The 23,039-nt window shown below is 63.2% G+C and carries 19 protein-coding genes and 1 tRNA gene; 8 read left to right on the top strand and 12 right to left on the bottom strand.

Translation table 11 applies throughout. From position 1 onward, the window contains the following. Nucleotides 1-48 precede the first annotated feature (48 nt). On the top strand, nucleotides 49-771 hold the full coding sequence (locus tag FQ746_RS09175) for a pentapeptide repeat-containing protein (protein WP_144108679.1): 723 nt from the start codon (nucleotides 49-51) through the stop codon (nucleotides 769-771). 882 nt (nucleotides 772-1,653) lie between these two features. Here FQ746_RS09175 and FQ746_RS09165 read toward each other — a convergent pair. The 3 genes from FQ746_RS09165 to FQ746_RS09155 all read right to left on the bottom strand — a co-directional run bounded on the left by FQ746_RS09165 (nucleotide 1,654) and on the right by FQ746_RS09155 (nucleotide 3,958). Then, nucleotides 1,654-1,980 carry a hypothetical protein gene (locus FQ746_RS09165; RefSeq protein ID WP_144108677.1) on the bottom strand — a complete coding sequence of 109 codons (327 nt, stop codon included), beginning with the start codon at nucleotides 1,978-1,980 and terminating at the stop codon, nucleotides 1,654-1,656. A gap of 180 nt (nucleotides 1,981-2,160) precedes the next feature. Then, nucleotides 2,161-2,883 (bottom strand): peptidoglycan DD-metalloendopeptidase family protein, encoded by a 723-nt coding sequence (locus tag FQ746_RS09160; protein ID WP_144108676.1) that lies wholly within the window; start codon nucleotides 2,881-2,883, stop codon nucleotides 2,161-2,163. 166 nt (nucleotides 2,884-3,049) lie between these two features. Continuing rightward, nucleotides 3,050-3,958, bottom strand: a complete 909-nt coding sequence (locus tag FQ746_RS09155; RefSeq protein ID WP_144108674.1) for an aldose epimerase — start codon at nucleotides 3,956-3,958, stop codon at nucleotides 3,050-3,052. A gap of 587 nt (nucleotides 3,959-4,545) precedes the next feature. Between FQ746_RS09155 and FQ746_RS09150 the strand changes: the two genes are divergently transcribed. Together FQ746_RS09150 and FQ746_RS09145 are read left to right on the top strand one after the other, a co-directional pair. Continuing rightward, nucleotides 4,546-5,376, top strand: coding sequence for an undecaprenyl-diphosphate phosphatase (locus tag FQ746_RS09150; RefSeq protein ID WP_144108672.1), 831 nt, complete (start codon nucleotides 4,546-4,548; stop codon nucleotides 5,374-5,376). A 115-nt stretch (nucleotides 5,377-5,491) separates the two neighbouring features. Further along, a tRNA-Arg gene (locus FQ746_RS09145) sits at nucleotides 5,492-5,568 on the top strand. Here FQ746_RS09145 and FQ746_RS09140 read toward each other — a convergent pair. From FQ746_RS09140 to FQ746_RS09120, 5 genes are all read right to left on the bottom strand, one after another. After that, on the bottom strand, nucleotides 5,569-6,537 hold the full coding sequence (locus FQ746_RS09140) for an electron transfer flavoprotein subunit alpha/FixB family protein (protein WP_144108670.1): 969 nt from the start codon (nucleotides 6,535-6,537) through the stop codon (nucleotides 5,569-5,571). It lies immediately after the preceding tRNA gene. After that, a complete protein-coding gene (locus FQ746_RS09135) occupies nucleotides 6,534-7,292 on the bottom strand; it encodes an electron transfer flavoprotein subunit beta/FixA family protein (protein WP_144108668.1) in 759 nt (252 codons plus the stop codon). The genes FQ746_RS09140 and FQ746_RS09135 overlap by 4 nt, the downstream gene beginning before the upstream one ends. A 33-nt stretch (nucleotides 7,293-7,325) precedes the next feature. Then, nucleotides 7,326-8,513, bottom strand: a complete 1,188-nt coding sequence (locus tag FQ746_RS09130; protein WP_144108666.1) for an NAD(P)/FAD-dependent oxidoreductase — start codon at nucleotides 8,511-8,513, stop codon at nucleotides 7,326-7,328. Nucleotides 8,514-8,637: 124 nt separating this feature from the next. Further along, complete coding sequence (locus tag FQ746_RS09125; protein ID WP_144108664.1) at nucleotides 8,638-9,018, bottom strand: DUF427 domain-containing protein; 381 nt, start codon at nucleotides 9,016-9,018, stop codon at nucleotides 8,638-8,640. Between the two features lie 236 nt (nucleotides 9,019-9,254). After that, a complete protein-coding gene (locus tag FQ746_RS09120; protein WP_144108662.1) occupies nucleotides 9,255-10,832 on the bottom strand; it encodes an acid phosphatase in 1,578 nt (525 codons plus the stop codon). Nucleotides 10,833-11,048: 216 nt separating this feature from the next. Here FQ746_RS09120 and FQ746_RS09115 point away from each other — a divergent pair, with 216 nt between their 5' ends. Beyond that, complete coding sequence (locus FQ746_RS09115) at nucleotides 11,049-12,395, top strand: cytochrome-c peroxidase (RefSeq protein WP_144108660.1); 1,347 nt, start codon at nucleotides 11,049-11,051, stop codon at nucleotides 12,393-12,395. Between the two features lie 37 nt (nucleotides 12,396-12,432). Here FQ746_RS09115 and FQ746_RS09110 read toward each other — a convergent pair whose 3' ends face one another. Further along, nucleotides 12,433-12,672 (bottom strand): hypothetical protein, encoded by a 240-nt coding sequence (locus FQ746_RS09110; protein ID WP_144108658.1) that lies wholly within the window; start codon nucleotides 12,670-12,672, stop codon nucleotides 12,433-12,435. 260 nt (nucleotides 12,673-12,932) lie between these two features. On the opposite strand from FQ746_RS09110, the gene FQ746_RS09105 reads away from it, so the two are divergent. Both FQ746_RS09105 and FQ746_RS09100 read left to right on the top strand, forming a co-directional pair. Then, nucleotides 12,933-13,322: an RT0821/Lpp0805 family surface protein gene (locus tag FQ746_RS09105; protein ID WP_144108656.1), complete on the top strand. Its 390-nt coding sequence runs from the start codon at nucleotides 12,933-12,935 to the stop codon at nucleotides 13,320-13,322. Between the two features lie 70 nt (nucleotides 13,323-13,392). Next, on the top strand, nucleotides 13,393-13,842 hold the full coding sequence (locus FQ746_RS09100) for an NUDIX hydrolase (protein WP_144108654.1): 450 nt from the start codon (nucleotides 13,393-13,395) through the stop codon (nucleotides 13,840-13,842). Nucleotides 13,843-13,866: 24 nt separating this feature from the next. On the opposite strand, the gene FQ746_RS09095 is transcribed toward FQ746_RS09100, so the two are convergent. Together FQ746_RS09095 and FQ746_RS09090 are read right to left on the bottom strand one after the other, a co-directional pair. Continuing rightward, a complete protein-coding gene (locus tag FQ746_RS09095; RefSeq protein ID WP_144108652.1) occupies nucleotides 13,867-14,820 on the bottom strand; it encodes a transporter substrate-binding domain-containing protein in 954 nt (317 codons plus the stop codon). Between the two features lie 2 nt (nucleotides 14,821-14,822). Continuing rightward, nucleotides 14,823-16,532, bottom strand: coding sequence for a glutamine--tRNA ligase/YqeY domain fusion protein (locus tag FQ746_RS09090; RefSeq protein WP_144108650.1), 1,710 nt, complete (start codon nucleotides 16,530-16,532; stop codon nucleotides 14,823-14,825). 363 nt (nucleotides 16,533-16,895) lie between these two features. Here FQ746_RS09090 and ggt point away from each other — a divergent pair, with 363 nt between their 5' ends. Continuing rightward, complete coding sequence (gene ggt / locus FQ746_RS09085) at nucleotides 16,896-18,698, top strand: gamma-glutamyltransferase (protein ID WP_144108648.1); 1,803 nt, start codon at nucleotides 16,896-16,898, stop codon at nucleotides 18,696-18,698. 115 nt (nucleotides 18,699-18,813) lie between these two features. Here ggt and FQ746_RS09080 read toward each other — a convergent pair whose 3' ends face one another. Further along, complete coding sequence (locus tag FQ746_RS09080; protein WP_144108646.1) at nucleotides 18,814-20,034, bottom strand: CaiB/BaiF CoA transferase family protein; 1,221 nt, start codon at nucleotides 20,032-20,034, stop codon at nucleotides 18,814-18,816. 317 nt (nucleotides 20,035-20,351) lie between these two features. Here FQ746_RS09080 and alaS point away from each other — a divergent pair, with 317 nt between their 5' ends. Further along, nucleotides 20,352-22,976, top strand: coding sequence for an alanine--tRNA ligase (alaS, locus tag FQ746_RS09075; protein WP_144108644.1), 2,625 nt, complete (start codon nucleotides 20,352-20,354; stop codon nucleotides 22,974-22,976). Nucleotides 22,977-23,039 lie beyond the last annotated feature (63 nt).

Genomic DNA, 23,039 nt, shown 5'->3' with positions numbered 1-23,039 from the left:
GTTCCGGTACGCTTCGGGTCTTTCGACATCATTTCCGAATTGTCATTCATGTCACAGGATTCAACGACCCCGGGCTCGCACGCGAATCGCGTGAGCGAAGCGACTCTCACGCGCGCCGACGTGGAGCGACTCGTCGCGGCCAACGCTCAGGGCCGGCAGGAAGCGCTGCATTTTACCGACTGCGATTTCGAAGGTGCGGATCTCTCGCGACTCGACTTGCGCGGCGCCGAGTTTCATCGCTGCACGATTGCCGAGACGTCGTTTTTCGCCGCGACGCTCACGCATTCGCGTTGGGTCCGTTGCCGCGGACGTCAGGCGGATTTCGCATCGGCCGATCTGGTCGACGCGTCGTTCGAATCGAGCGATCTGAACAATACCGGATGGCGCCGCGCGAAGCTCGCGTCGGCATCGTTCCGCGGATGCAAACTGACGGGCGCGAATTTCGAGGCTTGCACGGCGCTCGGTTTGAGCTTTGTCGAGACCTTGCTGGTCGGCGCGCATTTGCGCGGCCTGTCGTTTCGCAAAGCCACGCTGCAGCAACTGGACTTCTCCGACGCCGATCTCGCAGGCGTCGATTTTCGTGAAGCCGTGTTCGACGGTGGCAGCCTGAAGGACGCCAATCTGAAGGGCGCGCGCTTCGACGGCGCGGATTTGCGTGAAGCCGATCTGAGCGGCGTGCGCCTCGTCGACGCGGCGCTGTTCAAGGGCGCGACGATTTCGCATCAGCAGGCCGCTGTGCTGGTGACCGAACTCGGTTTGCTGGTCAGGTGAATGCAAACCAGCCGAAGTTAATTGTCTATCCAGCAGGCTGGAAATAATTCGTAAGCGTGCTTATCATGTGATTTGTCGAATCAATCAAATAAGCCGCAGAAATTCCGTCATTCGCCAATTGCGAATTTTAATCAGTCGAATTGGAAAATAATTTATTCCGGTCGATATTGGTTAATGTGTTCCCAATGTGTGTTGGCACACTAAACTTATTTCTCTGGTCGGACGTATTGTTTATGCGGAATCGGGCTAGAGGAAATCGGCCAGTCGAACCGGGGCGCCTGTTTCAGGCGGGTTTCACGCAGAACCACGCCCCATGCGGCGGCGCGCTAGCGCATCGATTACGGCTTGCGCTCATCTAGCGTTTAATTGAGCGTAATGCCGTGCAATTTTCGCCAGCTAAATTCCGCCAATCCGGCGCGTTTCGATGCGGAATCGGTGCGCCGGATCACACTGACTACGCAATTAATAGATTGCGCTCGTATAAGCGGGTTGTTAGATTCCGTTCTGGCGCATGGTGAACCGGTCCTTTGCCGATATGCGCCGAACCCCCGTTAGCCCGGCCTCGTGCCGGGCTTTTTTTTTGATCGACGGATATCGAGCGGGCGCGAATCGACTGCGGATTGAAATGCGCATTTCGAAGCGGGAATTACGCCGTCTTTGCTGGCGATTTCACTTCGGCGTCACTGCCGATTCACACGTCAAGCGGATGATGAAGCACGATTTTCACTTTCCGCCGACCATGAACTGGCTGCTCGTATTTCTCGGCGTCTGGCCGATTGCGTTCGGTGTGCTGCTGGCGTTCGCCGCGCGCATCGACCCGCGTTCCGGCCAATGGGCGGCGCGAACCGACACTCCCGCGGGCTGGGCGCGCCAGTGCGCCGCTTACTGCTTGCAGCGAACCACCATCGAGCGGTTCTTGACGTTCGCGCCGAAGATGCCCGCCACCGTGCCGCCCGAGGTCGCGCCGTTGTCGACATCCTTCGACACGACGTCGTAGCCGTAATTGCCGCATACCTGACCGGCCTGCTTGTAGCATTCGGCCCAACTGGAGCTGGCGTCGCTGCCGCTGCAGTTGATGGCGAAGCCGGTGTCGCCGCTCGGCAGATAGGTCATGGTCGTCGTGCTGGAGCAGCCGCCCAGGCTGCCGAGTGCCAGCAAACCGAGGCCGATCGTGGTGGCGGTCGCGATGGACGCAAATGCGCTCTTCATTGCAGGTTCCTTACAGATGCGAAAAGAGTGGCGATGCCACGTCGGGTTCCGGATGGTGCGGGTTATAGCACGCCGGGCTGTCGCAACGCGGTTGCAGGCGGCGTGCCCGCTGTCGCCGAACGCCTGGACCGTGGCGTGCGGCGCCTGAGCGCCGGGCGGCCGAACAGCCTGACGCCGGACTCAACGCGGCGGCAGCGCCCGTGACGGGTCGATCGAGCGGCCTTCATAGCGCAATTCGAAATGCAGCATCACGCGGTCGGTGTCGGTGTCGCCCATCTCGGCGATTTTCTGGCCGCGCGCGACCGATTGACCTTCCTTCACCATCAGCGCGCGGTTGTGCGCATAGGCCGTCAGATAGTCGCTGTTGTGTTTGAGGATCAGCAGATTGCCGTAGCCGCGCAGTCCGTTGCCCGCATAGACCACGGTGCCCGCCGCCGCGGCGACCACCGGCGTGCCGGCCGCCGCCGAGATATCGATTCCCTTCGAGTTGCCGCCGTCGAAACGCCGGATCACGGTGCCGTCGGCGGGCCATACCAGCGAAATGGTCGAAGCCGGCGGAGCGCTCGGCGCGGTGTCGGCCGGGGCGGGGCGCGGTGCGGCGGGTGTGTTCTGAGCCCCGCTGCTGCGGATCGCGCCGCTGGTCGAGCCGTTGGCCGAAGCAGCCCCACCCGGCGGCGCGACTCGCAGCACCTGACCGACTTCGATGCTGTCCGGATTCGTGAGATTGTTCCAGCGGACGATGCTTGGCACCGACTGCCGGTTGCTGCGCGCGATCTTCGAAAGCGTATCGCCCCGTTCGACGCGATAAAAGCCCGGCCCCACCGGCGCGGACCCGCACGCGGCGAGTACGGCCAGCAACGACGCGCAGGCGAGTCGTTTGATCATTCTTGTCGTTCCCAGCATGGGACCCCGTAAAGCGCTGCCGCCTCGCCGTTGCGGCAAGGCGGCAGATGGCTGCAAAGCGTCCGATTCTAACGGTTTTGCGCTGCACCATCGGAAAACGCGGTAGTCCGGTGCCACTCCGCCTTCTAGTCGCCCAGTCACTGTCCCCGGCAATCAGGCGACGCGCTCAAGCCAGCGCACTCACGCTGATGCGCAACGTCGCCGTTTCGCTCTGACCGGGTTCGACCCAGCGCAGGCCCATGCCGTTGTGAATCGCATCCGGCAGGCCGAGCCACGGCTCCACGCAATAGAAGTCCGACTCCGGGGCTTCGGTCCACGTCGTGACCGCGTACCAGGGTAGCGAGCCGGGGCGTTGCAGATCGATGCTGATCAGCCGGTTCAGCGCCGGCACACTCAGCCGTACGGGTTGATCCGGTTCGCCGACCAGACAATGGAAACGGTCGAGGATGCGCGCCTCGTCGAGCGTGTAGCGCGGTTCGCCCGGCTCCGCTGCGCTGATCGAGCCATCTGCCTGCTGGAAGCGGCGCTCCGTGGGCGGCAGGTCCAGCGTCGTCGACGCGCGCTGGGTATGCGGCAGCGTGAAATAGAAATGATGGCCAGCGTAATAAGGCAGACGCGTGTCGCCCGTATTGGTCGTGCTCAGCGACACCTCTAGCGTGTGCGTATCGACCAGACGATAAGTCGCTTCGAAGCGGAAGCCGAACGGATAACCGCCGCGCGTCGCCTCGCTGTCTGTCAGCACCATCCGCAAGCCGGCGCCTTCGACGTCGGCATGGGCTTCAAAGGGCAGGTCGCGCGCGAAGCCGTGCATCGGCAATTCGCGCACCGTGCCCGCCGCGTCGCGCCAGTAGCCGATCTTGCCGTCGACGCGATGTCGGCCGAGGAACGGAAACAGCAGCGGGTTACCGCCGCGAATGCGGGCCGGTTGACTCCAGTCGGCGTGCTCGGGCCAGTGGATCACTTCTTCGCCGTCGATGGTCCACGACAGCAAACGGCCACCGGTTTGCGGCGCGAAACGCAGCACGGAGTTGTCCTGGGCGATTTCGAGAATGTCCGGTTGCGGGGAGAGGGGCATGGGCGCTCGCAGATGAGTGAGAAGTGGAGGGAAAGCGCCCCGAAGAAAGGGGTCGGCTTGCGCAAGACGACGATTTTGCGCTGCTTTGTGCTACGGGGAAACCCTTCTCGGGAAATTGCGGGTGTTCAGCAGGCGCCATCGTTGCCGATAATTCTTTCAACGGCTCGATCAATTCGCGATTCCCTCGCGACCGGTAGCTCGCTCAGGAGGCTTTATGGATCTCGCAATGGCAATGGGTGTGGCGTTGTTCGGCATGTTTGGCGCGAGCACCGTGTATTTCTTCTACAAGCTCGACCGCTGACCAGACACTTGGCCTTGCGCCGCGCGGCCGACCGGTCGAGTCGACCCGAACTATCTTTCACTGCATGAAGCCGCCGTTCCGGGCGGCTTTTTTCTTTACTGCGTCCGCCGTTCTGCGCGGGTTGGCCCACAGTCACCCGCGATGACGCGGCGCACAATATTTCCCCTGTGGCGATTCAAACGCTTGGCGCTGACATTGCAGCCAGGCATAATCGGTGCGCCTTCGACGCGCCGCAGGCCTGCCTGCGGCGCGCTTTTCCCCGACATTTCCCTTACGAGGACGCCGCGTGAACCTGTCGTTTCTGATCTTCCTGAGCGTGCTGCAAGGCGTCACCGAACTGTTTCCGGTGAGCAGTCTTGGCCACACCCTGCTGGTTCCCGCCTTGTTCGACATGCATATCGACAAGCACGCGCCGCAACTGCTGCCGTTCCTCGTCGCCTTGCATCTCGGTACGGCCATCGCGCTGCTGTGGTACTTCCGCAAGCGCTGGTGCGAACTGGTCCGGGGCTTCTTCGCTTCGCTCGGCGGACGCCGCAACGACGACGCGCACATGATGTGGGCGGTGATCATCGGGACCATTCCGGCGGGCATCGTTGGGCTGCTGCTGGAAAAGCGGCTCGAGTTGCTGTTTCACGACCTGCGGATCGTCGCCATCGCGCTGATCGTCAACGGCGTGCTGCTGTGGTTCGGCGACCGCCTGCAACGCTCGCGCGTGCATCTGACGCCCGAGAAACTGAGCTTTCGTCAGGCGTTTTTCGTCGGCCTCGCGCAGATCGGCGCCTTGATTCCGGGTTTCTCGCGCAGCGGTTTGACGATGATCGCCGGTAATGCGGCGGGACTCACGTCCGAGAAGGCCGCTGAGTTTTCGTTCCTGCTCGGCACGCCGATCATTCTCGCCGCCGGTGTGCTCGAATTGCCGAAACTGCTTCACGCGCCGGGACAACTCGGCGATGCCGTGCTCGGCGGCGTGCTGACGGCGATTGCCGCGTATCTGAGCGTGCGCTTCCTGATGCGTTATTTCGAAGGCCGCGGCCGGCTGGCTTCGTTCGGCGTTTACTGCGTGATCGCCGGCATCCTGTTCCTCGGCTGGTTCATGCTGCATCCGCAACCGGTCTGAGGGCTTTCTTCCGGGCGCCGCTGGCTGGCGCACGGGGACCGATCGGTTATAATCCGGGCCCGGCAGCGATTGCCGGGCCCGTCTGTTTTGGCGCTTGCAGTAAAATTCCTGCTTTCTGCCCTTAGCTCAACTGGATAGAGCACGCGCCTTCTAAGCGCGAGGTTACTGGTTCGATTCCAGTAGGGCAGGCCATCAAAGCGCCTGCGTCAAAGCGGGTAGCACCTCGAACAGATCACCCACGAGACCGTAGTCGGCAACGCCGAAGATAGGTGCATCCGCATCCTTGTTCACGGCGACGATCACCTTCGAATCCTTCATACCCGCCAGATGCTGGATCGCCCCCGAGATGCCGAAGGCGAGATAGACATCCGGCGCGACGATCTTGCCGGTCTGGCCGACTTGCCAGTCGTTCGGCGCAAAGCCCGAATCGACGGCGGCGCGCGATGCGCCCAACGCCGCGCCGAGTTTCTCTGCCAGAGGATCGAGCAGTGCGAAATTTTCCCTGCTGCCCAGCCCGCGTCCTCCCGACACCACCACGCGTGCGCCGGTGAGTTCGGGCCGCTCGCTCGTCGCGACTTCGCGGCGGATGAAGGTCGATAGCCCGGAATCGCCGACTGCCGGCAGCGTTTCGATCGGCGCAATGCTGCCGTCGGGTTTGGCCTCGGCCACGGCCGCCTCGAACGCCGTCGTGCGGATGGTCGCCACTTTCACCGCATCGGCCGACTGCACGGTAGCGATCGCGTTGCCCGCATAGATAGGGCGCTGGAACGTGTCGGCAGACTCGATAGCGATCACATCCGATATCTGCGAGGCATCCAGCTTTGCGGCCACGCGCGGCGCCGTATTCTTGCCGGCCGCCGTCGCGGCAAAGAAGATATGCGTGTAGCCGTTCGCGATGGACAGCACCTGGGCGGCGACGTTTTCCGCCAGCCCATCGGCGAGATGCGGTGCGTCGACGTAGATGACCTTGTCCACGCCCGCGACCCGGCGCGCGGCCTCGGCCGCCGACTGCGCGCCGCTGCCGGCGACCAGCACGTGCACCCCGTTCGAGAGTTGCAGCGCGGCGGCAATCGTATTGAGCGTCGAATTCCGCAGCCGCGCGGTTCCGCCTGAAGGCGCCTGACCGGCGGCATCGTGTTCGGCAATCACCAGCGTCGTCATTGAATCACCTTGGCTTCGTTCCTGAGTTTGTCGATCAGCGTCGCGACGTCCGGAACCCGAACGCCTGCGTTGCGCACGGGCGGCTCCGCGACCCTCAGCGTTCTGAGACGCGGCGTGGGGTCGATGCCGAAGTCCGAGGGCCTCACCACGTCGATCGGCTTTTTCTTCGCCTTCATGATGTTCGGCAAGGTGACGTAGCGCGGCTCGTTCAGGCGCAGATCCGTCGTCACGACAGCCGGCAAACGCAGCGACACGACTTCGAGACCGCCGTCGACTTCACGCGTGACCGTCGCGCGGCCTGCAGCGGCGTCGATGTCGATGCTGCTGGCGAACGTCGCCTGCGGCCAGTCGAGCAGCGCTGCGAGCAACTGGCCGGTCTGCGCGGCATCGTCGTCGATGGCCTGCTTGCCGAGAATGACCAGTTGCGGCTGTTCGCTGGCGATCACCGCCGCAAGCAGTCTGGCGACCGCGAGCGGCTGCAACCCGGCGTCCGTTTCCACCAGCACGCCACGATCCGCACCGATCGCAAGCGCGGTCCGCAAGGTTTCCTGGCATTGCGGACCGCCGCACGACACCGCGACGACCTCGCTCGCTATGCCCGCTTCTTTCAGACGGGTGGCCGCTTCGACGGCGATCTCGTCGAACGGGTTCATCGACATCTTGACGTTGCCGAGATCCACGCCGCTGCCGTCGGCCTTCACGCGCACCTTCACGTTGTAGTCGACCACGCGCTTCACCGCGGTGAGCACTTTCATTGACTGTTCCTCTTGATTGACGGGCGACGCGTCTCAGGACACCGCACCGAGACCATATTTGCCGACCAGCAATTCGCCGGTCGAAAAACGTTCGATGGAATAGGGCTTGAGCGACACGTCGGTCGGCAGGCCGAGTGCTTCCTGCGCCAGCACGCGGCCGACGGTCGGCGAGAGTTTGAACCCGTGACCGGAGAAGCCATAGCCGACCACCAGTCCTTCGATGCCGGGCAGTTTGCCGAGCACGGGATTCCAGTCGGGCGTCACGTCATAGACACCGGTCCACGACGACGCGATGCCGGCCGTTTCGTATTCGGGGAAGCGCTCGGCGACCTGGGCGCCGACTTCGACGACATAGTCCATCGGAATGTCGCCTTGCTCGACTTCGTTGGTGTTGAGTTTTTCGCCCACTACGCCTTCGCTGACGAGCATCTGCGTGCCGCCGTAGCTGCGGTAATAGAGCATGCCCGGCGAGGCGAGGTCCTTGAAGACCGGCATCGAGAACGTGTACTTCGCGGCCGCGCATTCGAGCGCGAGCACCGCGTGGCGCTCGGGGACGACCGGCAGCGAGCGGCCCGTCCAGCCGGCGAGTTCCGGCGTCCAGATGTTCTGCGTGCTGATGACGGTCGAGGTCCTGAATTCGCCGATGCTGGTGGCCACGCCGACCACCTTGCCGTGCTCGATGAGCAGCCGCTCGACCGACACGTTCTCGCGAATCGTCACGCCGCCGCGGCGTGCCGCGCGGGCGAAACTCGTCGCGACCAGATAGGCATCGGCGAAACCCGCTTCGGGTTCATAACCGATCAGCGCGGCATCGTCGAAGCGGGCGATCGGGAGCAGTTCGGCTGCCTGTTTCGCGTCGAGCAGTTCGAGCGGGATGCCTTGCTCTTTCTGCTGCGCGAGCGACGCGCGCAGCGGCTCCAGCTTGTCGCCTTCGGCGGCGGCAATCATGTAGCCGCACTTGACGAGCCCGCAGGAGGCTTCCTCGTCTTCGAGCGCGGCGGCGAAATGATTGAACACGTCCCATGATTTGCGCGCCAGCTCGACGTTTTCCTTCACCGAGTAGTGCGTGCGCAAAATGCCCGACGACTGCGAAGTCGTACCGGCGCCGATCGTGCCGCGCTCCAGCACCAGCACGTTTTTCGCGCCCAGCCTGGCGAGCTGGAACGCGACCGAGCTGCCGATCACGCCCGCGCCAATCACGACCACATCGTATGTTTTCACTGTCAGCTTCCTGTCGAACAAGGTGTGGCTGAAGTGTGCGGTGGCAAAAAGCGGAGTCGCGCAATATAAGCGACTCCGATTCTTAGCAGAAGCGATTGCGGAGACGGGAGGCGGGAGTTTGCTCTTACGCGCCCGGTTGCACCTCGATCGACACCCGGTCCGGATAGAACGCCAGATATTGCGCGATCTCCTTGACGGCGGAGTACGGCGATTCATACGTCCACACCGCATTGATTCCCTGCTCCCCGGCCAGCGCAATGCTGTAGTACGCGCAGTTGCCTTTGTACGGACAGTAGGTGGTGTGGCTCGTGCGCGCGAGCAGCGTCATTTCGACGTCGTTGCGCGGGATGTAATACACCGGCGGATAGGACGCTTCGCGCAGCACGAGGGCCTTGCGGGTATCGGCGATCACCTGGCCGGCAACGGTCACGACGACGTGCGCGTCGTCGGGTTCGACGGTGATCGGATGATCGGGACCGGGCACCTTGATGGTTTTTTCAGTCATGCTGTCGAACTCCTGTGAGTGGGCAGGCTTGCAGTACCAGGTCGCGGTGCCCGGCGGTATCGACGGAAACGGGCGCGACCTGTCGGTGGAAGCATACGCTGCTCGTGTGAACGTGTCGTATCGCTGCTTCGTCGGCTCGTGCCGTGGATCGCCTGAGAATGGCGAAAGGGCGGCCGAAGCCGCCCTCACTGGGTGGTCGACTGGTGCGGTCGACCTCCATGGTCATCTGCCCGCGCTCACTGCCTGATGTCGAGCGCGGCCGTCAGGTCGCCCATCGGCTTGCTGCCGTTGCTGACCAGCGCGGCGTCGCGCGCGGCGATGCCCGGCAGCGTCGGCAGCGAGAAGCGATGCGTGATGAAACGCAGAATCGACGTGGTGTCGTACTGCGTGTGATCGACGAAACCCTTCTTCGCGAATGGCGACACGATCAGCGCCGGAATGCGCGTGCCCGGACCCCAGCGGTCGGCTTTCGGCGGCGCGACGTGATCCCAGAAGCCGCCGTTTTCGTCGTAAGTCACGACCACCAGCATGTTGTTCCACTGCGGGCTCTTCTGCAGATGCGAGATGAGGTCGGCAATGTGCTGGTCGCCCGATGCGACGTCGGTATAGCCGGCGTGCTCGTTCAGGTTGCCCTGCGGCTTGTAGAACGACACTTGCGGCAGCGTGCCGCTGTCGATCGCTTTGATGAACTCGGCGCCCGCGAGACCGCCGTCGAGCAGATGCTGCGAGCGGTTCGTGCTGCCCGGCGCGAGGTCGGCGAAGTAGTTGAACGGCTGGTGATGCGGCTGGAAGTTAGGCGCCGTGAGGTTCGCGCCGTAAATCACGTTGGTCGCACCCGTTTGCGCCGCCGACACCGCCGCGCCCCATGCGCCGCCGTACCATGCCCACGAGACTTTCGCGTTGTTCAGCAGGTCGCCGATATGCGTCTGCGTTTGCGCGGGCAGCGTGGTGGCCTGGGTCGGATCGGCGAGATTCGCGTCGCCGCCGCTGGCCGCCTTGTTGCCGCTCGGCTGATACGGCGGCTGCATCGTGTTGATCGCGTAGAAGTCCGGCGTCAGGTTGCCCGACAGCACGTACTTCGGCGGTCCGCTCAGCGCCGAAGCCGGCGAGTTGGTAGCCAGCTTCAGGGTCTTGCCGTCGCTTTCCACCGAAGATATCGACCCCGCCGCCGGGCTCTTGTCCGCGTTCGGATAAGTCGGCGTGCACGCGCACACCAGCCACTGGTGGTTCAGGAACGAGCCGCCGAAAGCGCCCATGAAGAAGTTGTCGGCAAGTGTGTATTGCTGGGCGATCTTCCACAGCGGCAGCTTGTCGGCGTCCAGCGTGTAATGGCCCATGACCAGGCCACCCGAATCCGCCCACGCGGCAAACTTGTCGTTCTTGCCGCCGTTGATCTGCATCTGGTTCTCGTAGAACCGGTGATACAGATCGCGCGTCGTTGCCGTGATCGGCGTATTGAAGCCTTTCGGATCGTCGATGGCGAACGGGCTGTTCGGCAGATTCGCCGTCATCGCCTCGGTAATCACCGGCGTCACGCCCGTTTGCGTGAGGCCGTTCCAGACCTTCGGCAGCGTCGCAAGCGTCGAGCCGTCTCGATCCACCTGCGTGGAACTGGCCGCCGTCACGTTCTGCAAACCGTTCGCGCCGGGGAAGTTGCCATACAGATTATCGAAGCTGCGGTTTTCCGCGTAGATCACGACGACGGTCTTGATCGACGAAATGTCCGGCTGGTTGACCTCGCTGCCACCGCAGGCATACAGGGTGAGCGCTGCGGCGATCGCGATGGGCGTCGCGCAGATCAGTTTTTTGTTCATTGGGTGTGGGTTCTCTCTGTCGCGTTGAGGACGGGCCGCGTGCTTTGCCTCGCACATCCGGCCGCGATGAAAGTTTGGAGAAGGAATTTGACAGAAAGATGTAATAACTTACGAATTGCCTGTTTCTTCGATTTTTAGGTATGGCAACTGTCATTTAACCGACATGCAAATGAAATACGCTCGCGGACTTCACTATGGCAAGCACAGATCATTCATATGCAGGGTTTGACGGAAATTCGGACGGCGGCGCTGGCGCTCATCGCGCTCACCACTTTTATGCTCGCGGCTTGCGATGGCGGCAAGCCGGAGGCGGTGGCTGCGGGAGCTGCCGCTGCCGCCAGCCCTGGCTCGGGCAGCGCCGCGCAAGCCGTCAAGGCGCCCGCCAGTAGTCCGGTCCAGCATCAGGGCGGGCAGACGCGCGCGGAGGTCTATGAGTCCGTGCGGCAGATGTCGGCGCTCGGCAAGCAGTTGTTTTTCGACGCGTCGTTATCCGGTTCGGGCAAGCTCGCCTGTGCGTCGTGCCATAACCCCGAGCATGGGTTCTCGCCCGCTAATTCGCTGGCGGTGCAACTCGGCGGCAGCGACATGCACCGCACCGGCATGCGCGCCGCGCCGACGCTCAAGTATCTGCAATCGGTGCCGGCGTTCGCCGAGCACTTCCACGAGTCCGACGACGAAGGCGACGAAAGCGTCGATGCCGGTCCCACCGGCGGCCTCACGTGGGACGGCCGGGTCGATCGCGGCGCGGATCAGGCGCGGATTCCGCTGTTGTCGTCGTTCGAGATGGGCAGCACGCCGGCGAAAGTCTCGCGCGCGGTGCAGGCCGCGCCCTATGCGAACGCGTTTCGTGTGGCGTTCGGCGAGCACATTTTCGAGAACGACGATGCGACCTTCAAGGCCGTGCTGCAGGCGCTCGAAACGTTCGAGCAGACGCCCGAAGTCTTCTATCCGTACAGCAGCAAATACGACGCTTATCTGGCGGGCAAAGCGCAGTTGACGCCCGCCGAACGCCACGGGCTCGAAGTGTTCAACGACGAGAAGAAGGGCAATTGTGCGAGCTGTCACATCAGCCAGCGAACGATGGACGGCGCGCCGCCGCAGTTCAGCGACTTCGGTTTGATTGCGATCGGCGTGCCGCGCAATCGCGCGTTGCCGGTGAATCGCGATCCGCATTTCTACGATCTCGGCGCTTGCGGACCGGAGCGCACGGATCTACAGGGACGCGCGGAGTTTTGCGGCATCTTCCGTACGCCGACCCTGCGCAACATCGCGTTGAAGAAACGCTTTTTTCACAATGGGATTTACGCGTCGCTGGCGGAAGTGCTGCACTTTTACGCCGAGCGGGATACGAATCCGGAAAAGTTTTATCCGGTCGTGCACGGCAAGGTCCAGAAATTCGACGATCTGCCGCAGCAATACTGGGTCAATCTGAATACCGATCCGCCGTTCGACCGGAAGCCGGGAGAGAAGCCTGCGCTCGACGAGGCCGAGATCAAGGACGTGATTGCGTTCCTGAATACGCTGACCGATGGTTACCAGACCAAGGTGGTCGCGGCGAAGTGATGGAAGGGTGGTGTAGGGCAGTTGGGCCCGGGATGATTCAAAGACCGGCGCCGGTGAGAATCGCGTAGCAGGCGCCCAGCAGCAACGCGAAAGACAGTAGCAGGCACGCGAAGCCTGCGCGTGTCAGCCAGTTGGGCCAGCGGGTGAGAGGGAGTTTGTCGAGTTGCACGATGCGCCGTGCAAAGCCGGGATCGATATGGATGGAAACCGGCACGAGCGCGATACACAGCAGCGCAAGGGCGACGGCCAGGGTTTCGAGGGCGAGGTAAAGGTTCATGAGCGCAGGGTGTCGAAGTTGGCGTTGAGCTTGTAGGGCGCTTGGCACGCAGTACGACGATCTTAGGAATATAGACTGCGCAGACATATGAGATAAGTCCTAAAGATCGGACGGCATGGCGGTCAGCCCCTGTTTGCGTTGGACGGATCGGCGGGACGGGGCGAGCGGCATGCTATGCTTTTGGGGTCCAGATCATTAGCCGCGGCTGGCGGGCGCCACGCCCTGCGAGACCGCCGGAAACCCTTCTCGAGGAGCACTTCATGTCGATGCGAACGCACGTCCTGTGTCAACTTGCCGCCGGTAGCCTGCTGCTCGGCGCGGCGCTCGGCGCGCAAGCCGCGAATCTCGGATTCCTGAACGACACGCCCATCAGCTACCTGAAGCAACGCGACACCGATTCCATCAAGAAGGCCGTGTTTGGCGCGCTGGACAACAAGCAGGACGGCGAGAGCACCAGCTGGGACAACACCGGCACGGGCAATAGCGTAAAGATCGACGCGACCATCACGGTCGCCAGCACGGCCAAGGACGGCGCGCGCACCTGTCGCGACGTCGGTGTCGTGTTGAATGCGAAAGGACAGTCGATGAACCTGCGGCCGCAATTCTGCAAACAGGGTAGCGGCAGCTGGCAATTGCAGAAACGGCATTGATCGTGCAGCGCGGCTCGATTGGCGACGGGTGTCCCGGCGGCCGGCGTCCCGGCAGCGGGAGCCAGACGCGATGAGCGGGCGCGTCGTTTCCTGCGGCGTGGTGCTGCTCGATCCGTCCGGGCGCGTTTTGCTCGCTCACGCCACCGAGACATCGCATTGGGACGTCCCGAAAGGGCATGGCGAAGAGGGCGAAGCGCCGCATGTGACGGCGCTGCGCGAGATGGTCGAGGAGACCGGCATCGTGATCGAACCCGAGCGGTTGAAAGATCTCGGCCGCTTCGTCTACCGGCGCGACAAGGACTTGCATCTGTTTGCCGCGCGCGCCGGGGACCATGAGCTCGACCTCAGTTCGTGCACCTGCACGTCGCTATTCCCGCGCCGCTCGGACGGCACGATGATCCCCGAAATGGATGCGTACCGGTGGGTGGCGCCCGATGAAGTCGAGCGCTATGCGAGCCGCAGTCTCGCGCGCCTTTTCGAGACCGTGTTGTCGCTCGAAGACTTGCATCGCACGTTGTAACCACCACGCGCGTGCGAGGCGCGGTCAGTCCAGCGCGGCGTCGTTCGGATGGGCGAACAATGCGCGGTTCTCCTGCGACATTGGAAAATTCAGGTTGATGTTGCGCGGTGGAATCGGCTGCATGAACCATTGCTGGTAGAGACGCTCCGCATCGCCGGACGTCTGGCCGCGCGCGATGACGCCGTTCACCAGGTCGCGCAGCGCGGGGTCGCCTTTGCGAAACATGCACGCATAGACTTCGTGACCGATCGGCGTGCCGGTCACCACGAAATCTTCCGGGTGCGCCGTGGATGCCTTGAACCCGTAGACGATCGGCTCGTCCATCAGAAAAGCCACGCCGCGCGCATTCGCAAACGCGGCAAATGCATCCGCGTGATCAGGGGCGCTCGTGATCCGCATATTCAGATTGTGCTCGGCGTTCAGGCGACGCAGTTGACGTTCGACGGACGTGCCAGCCGTGGTCACCACGGGTTTGCCGGTCAGTTCCGCGAAATCTTTAACGCCGCTGTTTTTGCGCGTGATCATGCCCACGTCGTAGACGAAGATGCTGTCGGAGAACGCCGATTTCTGCTCCCGGTCGCGCGTGTGCGTGGTCGAGCCGCATTCCAGATCGATCTGGTTATTGAGCAGCATCGGCGTGCGGTTCGACGAGGTGACGGTGACTTCGCGGACCCGCAGGTTAGGGAGATCGAGCGTTCTTCTGATCTCGTCGACAATCTGCAGCGCAATGGTTTGCGAATAGCCGACCGTGTGATGGCCGTCGAAATACGAGAACGGCGCCGAGGCCTCGCGTACGCCGAGCACGATCACGCCGTCGTCGTGAATTTTCTTGAGCGTGCCCGAGAGTTCGTTCGCGTGAGCCGGGGCGAACACCGCCGCGGAGGCTGCGGCGAGTGTGATGAGCAGAGCGCGCAGCCAGCGAGGCTTGCGCTCTTCGTGCCGCACGGCTGCTTTGACCGAAGCTCTGGGGCGAGACATGCTCAGGCCGGCTTGCCCCAACTGTCGCGCAGGCTCACGATCCGGTTGAACACCGGTTTGCCCGGCTGCGAATCGACACGGTCGGCGACGAAGTAGCCATGACGTTCGAACTGATAGCGCTGTTCCGGCAGCGCGTCGCGGGCGCCCGGTTCCAGATAGGCCTGTACTACACGCTTCGAATCCGGATTCAGCGCGTCGAGGAATTCACGGCCGCCCGCATCCGGTTGCGGTTCCTTGAACAGACGGTCGTAGATGCGAACTTCCGCCTGGTACGCGGCAGCCGCGCTGACCCAGTGGATGTTGCCCTTCACCTTGTAGTTGTTCGCGCCTTCGGTGCCCGATTTGCTGTCGGGGAAATAGGTGCAGTGGACGGCCACGATGTTGCCGTTCTCGTCCTTGTCCGCGCCGGTGCACTCGACCACGTAGCCATAACGCAAGCGCACCTTGTTGCCCGGGAACAGTCTGAAATAGCCCTTCGGCGGCGTTTCGCGATAGTCGTCGCGCTCGATCCACAATTCGCGCGAAATCGGAAACTCGCGCACGCCGTGTTCCGGATGATGCGGATGAACTGGCGCACTGCACGGCTCGCTCAGGTCTTCCGGGTAGTTGTCGATGATCAGCTTGACCGGGTCGAGCACGGCTGCGGTGCGCGGCGCTTTCTCATCCAGATCGTCGCGCAGCGCGCCTTCGAACACACTCATGTCGATCCACGAATCGACCTTCGTGACGCCGATGCGTTCGCAGAACAGTTGAATCGCTTCCGGCGTGAAACCGCGCCGGCGCACGCCGACGATGGTCGGCATGCGCGGGTCGTCCCAACCGTCGACATGGCCTTCGTTCACCAGTTGCAACAGCTTGCGCTTGCTGGTGATCGCGTACGTGAGGTTAAGACGCGAGAACTCGATTTGCTGCGGCAACGGACGCGTGAAAATGCCGGCCTCGGCGAGCTCGTTCAGAATCCAGTCGTACAACGGACGATGGTCTTCGAATTCGAGCGTACACAGCGAGTGCGTGATGTTTTCCAGCGCGTCAGAAATGCAGTGCGTGTAGTCGTACATCGGGTACACGCACCACGTGTCGCCCGTGCGGTAGTGATGCGCGAAGCGGATGCGATAGATGACGGGGTCGCGCATGTTGAAGTTCGGCGAGGCCATGTCGATCTTCGCGCGCAGTACGTGCTCGCCTTCCTTGAACTGGCCCGCCTTCATGCCGCGGAACAGGTCCAGATTTTCCTGCACGGAGCGTTCGCGGAAGCGCGACGGCGTGCCGACTTCGGTGGCCGAGCCGCGGTTGGCGCGCATTTCTTCGGCCGACTGGCTGTCGACGTAGGCCTTGCCGCGCTGGATCAGCAGTTCGGCGAATTCGTACAGCTTGTCGTAGTAGTTGCTGGCGTAGTACAGATGGTCGCGGCCGTCTTTGTCCCACTCGAAGCCGAGCCAGCGGACCGCGTCGATGATCGAGTCGACGTATTCGACGCTTTCCTTCTCGGGGTTGGTGTCGTCGAAACGCAGGTGGCACACGCCGCCGTAACTGCGCGCCACACCGAAGTTCAGACAGATGCTCTTGGCGTGGCCGATATGCAAATAGCCGTTCGGCTCGGGCGGAAAGCGCGTTTCGACGCGCTGGCCCCACTTGCCGGTGCGGTTGTCGTCGTCAATGATGTTGCGGATGAAATTGGATGCCGCTGGCGCGTCGTTGCGTTCGGTAGTCATGCGAGAAGATGAGTGTCTGTCCGGGGCGCGCAGTGCGCCCACTTATCTGACAATTCTACCTGACGCGTTCTCTCCCGACAGCCCGGGTGCGGCGCACAGCCAACGTTCAAGCGGTTTTAGCGGAAGTTTCCGGCTGAGATTCAGCCGCGGCTCAATGGTTAGTAGCGCGGTGGGAAGCCTGCCTGAAAGCCCGCCTGAAAGCCGGGCGAATGCGCTGTAACAGGAGGTAAAACGCTTTGTCCGCAGCGCGGCCGCCGACTTACGATGCGCGACGGCGCGCCAGTTGCCGCCCCTCTTTTGTCGTGTTGCACGATGCGCCTGCGCTCGTGCAACATGGCGCCCTCGGTTCCCGGAGTTCGTCGGATGTTCGTCTCGAAGCAGGCCGCGCCGCGCGCGTTTTTCACCTTGTCGTTTTTCGACTCGTCTTTAACCTCGTTGCTTGCTACCCGGCTCGTCATGGTCTGCGCGCTTGCGCTCGGCGGGGGGGTGCTGGTTTGTGCGCCGATTCCCGTGCTGGCGAAGACGCCGCCGCCCAAAGCCGTGTTCGATGCGTCCGCGGTAGCCGTGGCAGATCGCTACGGTGCCGACGCCGCGCAGCAGATCTTCGCCGCCGGCGGCAACGCGGTGGACGCCGCCGTGGCGATTGCGTTCACGCTCGCCGTGACGGACCCGGATGCCGGCAATATCGGCGGCGGCGGGTTCATGACGGTGTTCATGGACGGCAAGCCGTATTTTCTCGACTATCGCGAGCGCGCGCCGCAGCAGGCGACCCGCGATATGTACGTGGACGACAAGGGCAACCCGGTTGCCGGCATGAGCACGATCGGCCACCGCGCGGTCGGCGTGCCGGGTACCGTCGAAGGCATGTGGGAGGCGCAGCAGCGCTTCGGCAAGCTCAAGTGGAAGCAGGTGCTGGCCCCCGCGATCCGCTACGCCACCGAGGGTTTCCAGGTGCAACCCGGGCTGCAGCAGCGCCGCGATACGGCGGCGAAGAGCTTTACCGGCAAGACCAACTTCGACGCTTACTTCTCGAATCTGAAAGCGGGCGTGACCTACCGTCAGCCGGAACTCGCGCAGACGCTCACGCGTATTGCCGGCGACGGCGGCCGCGAGTTTTACGAAGGCCAGACCGCCGACCTGATCGCCCAGCAGATGTATGGCCACGGTCTGATCACCAAACAGGATCTGGTGCAGTACAAGGCGGTGTGGCGCCAGCCGTTGACCGCGGACTGGAACGGCTACCAGGTGGTGACGGCGCCGCCGCCCAGTTCGGGCGGTGTCGGCCTGATCCAGATGCTGAAGATGAAGGCCGATCTCAAGCAGGCGTTCGATGGCCTCGAGTTGAACTCCGCACCGTATATCCATCTGGTCGCGCAGATCGAAGACCGCGTGTTCGCCGACCGGCAGCAGTATCTGGACGATCCGGACGCAGTGAAGGTGCCGGTCGACAGACTGATCGACGACGCCTATCTCGCGCCGCGTGCCGACGAAGTGAAGCCCGACGAAGTGCCGGGCGCGACACCGGTCAAACCCGGACTCGGCGATGCCGCAGCGGAGAAAGCGCAGACCACGCATTTCTCGGTGGTGGACAAGTGGGGTAACGTGGTGTCCAACACCTACACGCTGAACGGGTCGTTCGGCTCCGGGGTCGTCGTGGATGGTGCCGGTTTCCTGCTCAACGACGCGATGGACGACTTCGTGACGAAGCCCGGTGTCGTTGCCGCGAGCGCTGGCGCAGCCACTGGAGCGGATGACGCTGGCGGCGAACTGAACACCATCGCGCCGGGGCGCCGCCCGCTCTCGTCGATGACGCCGACCATCGTGCTCAAGGACGGCAAGGTATCGCTAGTCATCGGCACGCCCGGCGGCTCGCGCATTCTCACGACGATCTTCCAGGTGATGACGGACCTGTACGACTTCAACATGCCGCCCGCCGACGCGCTGGCTGCGATGCGGGTTCACCACCAGTTGCTGCCGCAGAAGACGCTTTACTTCGAACCCTTCCACCCGGCGCCGGCCGATCTGGCCGAGCAGTTGAAGGCCAAGGGCTACACGCTGGAGACGCAGTCGTTCAATGGCGACGTGCAGATGATCCGCGTGCAGGGCACGACGCCCGAGCCGGCCGCGGACCCGCGCGGCGTGGGGGTGGGGCGGGTGATTCGTTGAGTCGGCGTTGAGGCGGCGTTGAGGCGGTGTTGAGGCGGTTGAGTCAGCGTTGAGTCGGCGTCGACCCGGCGTTAATCCCGCAAGGTCGGCAACACCCCGACCCTCACCCCTCACTTCAAATCACCGACTGCGCTCGTAACGCCGCAATACGTTCTTCGTCATAGCCGAGCACATCGCGTAGCACGCTGTCGGTGTGCTCGCCGAGCGTGGGCGGATGCTTCAGCGCTTCGGGTGGCGTCGCGCTCATGTTGATCGGGTTGCGCACCAGCTTGACCGTCCCGCCCGAAGGATGCGGCAGATCCACCTGCAGGCCGCGCGCCACCACCTGCTCGTTCTCGAACACTTCGCCGAGGTCGTTGATCGGTCCGCACGGCACGCCCGCCGCTTCGAGCGCGGCAATCCAGGTCTGCTTGCCCTGCAGTCGCACCATCGCGGCGAGCAGCGGCACGAGAGTCTCGCGGTTGCGCACGCGCGCCGGGTTGGTGGCAAAACGGTCGTCGGCCGCGAGTTCCGGCTGACCGCCCACCTCGACGAATTTGCGGAACTGGCCGTCGTTGCCCACGGCGACGATGATCCAGCCGTCGCTCGTCTGGAAGGTCTGGTAGGGCACGATGTTCGGATGCGCGTTGCCCCAGCGCACCGGCGGCTGTCCGCTCGCCAGATAATTCGAATTCATGTTCGCGAGCATGGCCACCTGTACGTCGAGCAACGCCATGTCGATGTACTGGCCTTCGCCGGTCCGGTCGCGGTGCGTGAGCGCGGTAAGCACGGCGACCGTCGAATACATGCCGGTCATCAGGTCGGCGATAGCGACGCCGGCTTTTTGCGGGCCACCGCCGGGCTGGCCGTCGCGTTCGCCGGTAATGCTCATGAAGCCGCCGATTCCCTGCACGATGAAGTCGTAACCGGCCCGCTGCGAGTACGGTCCGGTTTGTCCGAAGCCGGTGACCGAGCAGTAGATCAAGTCGGGCTTCACTTCTTTGAGCGACGCGTAATCGAGCCCGTACTTCCTGAGTTGCCCGACCTTGTAGTTCTCCAGCACCACGTCGCTTTGCGCGGCCAGTTCGCGAACGATTCTCTGGCCTTCGGGCGATGCGATGTCGAGCGTGACCGAGCGCTTGTTGCGATTTGCCGCGAGGTAGTAGGCGGCTTCGCGGGTGTCTTCGCCCTGCTGCGTTTTCAGATAGGGCGGCCCCCAGTGACGCGTATCGTCGCCGACCTCGGGACGCTCGACCTTGATCACGTCGGCGCCGAAGTCGGCAAGTGTCTGGCCGCACCACGGTCCGGCGAGTACGCGCGTCAGATCCAGCACGCGAATATGACTGAGAGCGCCCATATTCTTCGAAGTCTCCTTGTTGGTTGTGGCAGCGCGGGGGAGCCGCGAACTGGAGGCATCTTAAGCGATTCCCGCGGACCGGTGCAGTCGGCCGAACGGCATAGGACAAGCTTAGGACGGTGCCTGGGTCGACGCCTGCGCCATCCCGTGTCCCGTCGTGCGCGTGCAAACCTGGCCGAACGGCCAACGCCACAGGCCGCGCCGTCGCGGGTTTGCCGATCCCGTATAATCAGTCGTTTAAGAAACAAACAGTTGGCGCATCTCACGATGCTGCCGGTAACAGCCAGGGAACTGGCAAACCCCGTCCCCCGCACGCTATGAAAGCCGCCGAAATCCGCGAGAAATTCCTTAAATTCTTCGAATCGAAGGGCCATACGATCGTTCGCTCGTCGAGCCTCGTGCCCGGCAACGACCCGACGCTGCTCTTCACCAATTCGGGAATGGTGCAGTTCAAAGATGTCTTCCTCGGCGCGGAATCGCGCCCGTATTCGCGTGCCACGACCGCGCAGCGCAGCGTGCGTGCGGGCGGCAAGCACAACGACCTGGAAAACGTCGGCTACACCGCGCGTCACCACACGTTCTTCGAAATGCTGGGCAATTTCTCGTTCGGCGACTACTTCAAGCGCGACGCCATCCATTACTGCTGGGAATTGCTGACCAAGGTCTATCAACTGCCGGCCGACAAGCTGACGGTCACGGTCTATCAGGAAGACGACGAGGCGTTCGCCATCTGGGAAAACGAAATCGGCGTGCCGAAAGAGCGGATCATCCGCATCGGCGACAACAAGGGTGCACGCTACGCCTCCGACAATTTCTGGACCATGGGCGACACCGGCCCGTGCGGACCGTGTTCCGAAGTGTTCTACGACCACGGCCCGGAAATCTGGGGTGGCCCGCCCGGGTCGCCGGAAGAAGACGGCGACCGCTTCATCGAGATCTGGAATCTCGTGTTCATGCAGTTCAATCGCGACCCGCAAGGCAACATGACGAAGTTGCCCAAGCAGAGCGTCGACACCGGCATGGGTCTCGAGCGTCTGGCGGCCGTGCTGCAGCACGTGCATAGCAACTACGAAATCGACCTGTTCCAGTCGCTCATCAAGGCTGCGGCTCGCGAAACGGCAACGTCGGACCTCACGAACAATTCGCTGAAGGTCATCGCCGACCACATCCGCGCGTGCTCGTTCCTGATCGTCGACGGCGTGATTCCGGGCAACGAAGGCCGCGGCTACGTGCTGCGCCGTATCGTGCGGCGCGCCATCCGTCATGGCTACAAGCTCGGCAAGAAGGGCTCGTTCTTCCATCGCATGGTGCCCGACCTCGTCGAGCAGATGGGCGCGGCGTATCCGGAACTGAAGGAAGCCGAGCAACGCGTGACCGACGTGCTGCGTCAGGAAGAAGAGCGCTTCTTCGAGACCATCGAGCACGGCATGTCGATTCTCGACAGCGCGCTGGCCGACCTCGACGCCAAAGGCAGCAAGACGCTCGACGGTGAACTCGCGTTCAAGCTGCACGACACATACGGCTTCCCGCTCGACCTGACCGCCGACGTCTGCCGCGAACGCGAAGTCACGGTCGACGAAGCCGCGTTCGACGAAGCCATGGCGCGGCAGCGCGAACAGGCGCGTGCGGCCGGCAAGTTCAAGAGTGCGCAAGGGCTCGAATACTCGGGCGCGAAGACCACGTTCCACGGTTACGAAAAAATCGCGTTCGACGACGCGAAAGTCGTCTCGCTGTATGTGGACGGCTCGTCGGTGAATGAAGTGCAAGCCGGCCAGCAGGCCGTCGTCGTGCTCGACCACACGCCGTTCTACGCGGAGTCGGGCGGTCAGGTCGGCGACCAGGGTGTGCTCGGCAACGCGAGCGTGCGCTTCGCGGTGGCGGACACGCTCAAGGTGCAGGCCGACGTAGTCGGTCATCACGGCACGCTCGAGCAGGGCACGCTGAAAGTGGGCGATGTCGTGAAAGCGGAGATCGACACGGTGCGCCGCGCGCGCACACAGCGCAATCACTCGGCCACGCATCTGATGCACAAGGCGTTGCGCGAAGTGCTCGGCTCGCACGTGCAGCAAAAGGGTTCGCTCGTCGACGCCGACAAGACCCGCTTCGACTTCGCGCACAACGCGCCCATGACCGACGAGCAGATCCGCCGGGTCGAAGAAATCGTCAATGCCGAAGTGCTGGCGAACTCGCCGGGCGTGGTCCGTGTGATGTCGTTCGACGACGCGGTGAAGGGCGGCGCCATGGCGCTGTTCGGCGAGAAGTACGGCGACGAAGTCCGTGTGCTCGACCTCGGCTTCTCGCGCGAACTGTGCGGCGGAACGCACGTGCAGCGTACCGGCGACATCGGCCTGTTCAAGATCGTAATGGAAGGCGGCGTGGCCGCCGGTATCCGCCGGGTGGAAGCCATCACCGGCGACAATGCCGTGCGCTTCGTGCAGGACCTCGATGCGCGCATCAATGCGGCGGCAGCGGTGCTGAAGGCGCAACCTTCGGAACTGACGCAACGCATCACCCAGGTTCAGGACCAGGTGAAGTCGCTCGAAAAGGAATTGAGCGCGTTGAAGTCGAAGATGGCGTCGAGTCAGGGCGACGAACTCGTTGGTCAGGCAATCGACGTGGCCGGCGTGCAGGTGCTGGCGGCAACGCTCGAAGGCGCGGACGTGAAGACGCTGCGCGAGACTGTCGACAAGCTGAAGGACAAGCTCAGGAGTGCCGCCATCGTGCTGGCTTCGGTCGAAGGCGGCAAGGTCAGCCTGATTGCCGGTGTCACGGCGGATGCGAGCAAGAAGGTCAAGGCCGGCGAACTCGTCAACTTCGTCGCGCAACAGGTGGGCGGCAAGGGCGGTGGCCGGCCGGACATGGCGCAAGCGGGCGGCACCGAACCGGCGAATCTGCCGGCCGCTCTCGCCGGCGTGAAGGCCTGGGTCGAAGCACAGCTTTGATCCGGCAGTAAGCCGGAATCGTTCCTCCAGAAGCGCTTCGAGACCGGTTCAGATCGAAGCAGA

The organism is Paraburkholderia sp. BCC1886, from assembly GCF_900996245.1.
Lineage (GTDB): Bacteria > Pseudomonadota > Gammaproteobacteria > Burkholderiales > Burkholderiaceae > Paraburkholderia.
The sequence above is the reverse complement of the archived record's forward strand: the minus strand, read 5'-3'. Positions and strand labels throughout refer to the sequence as shown.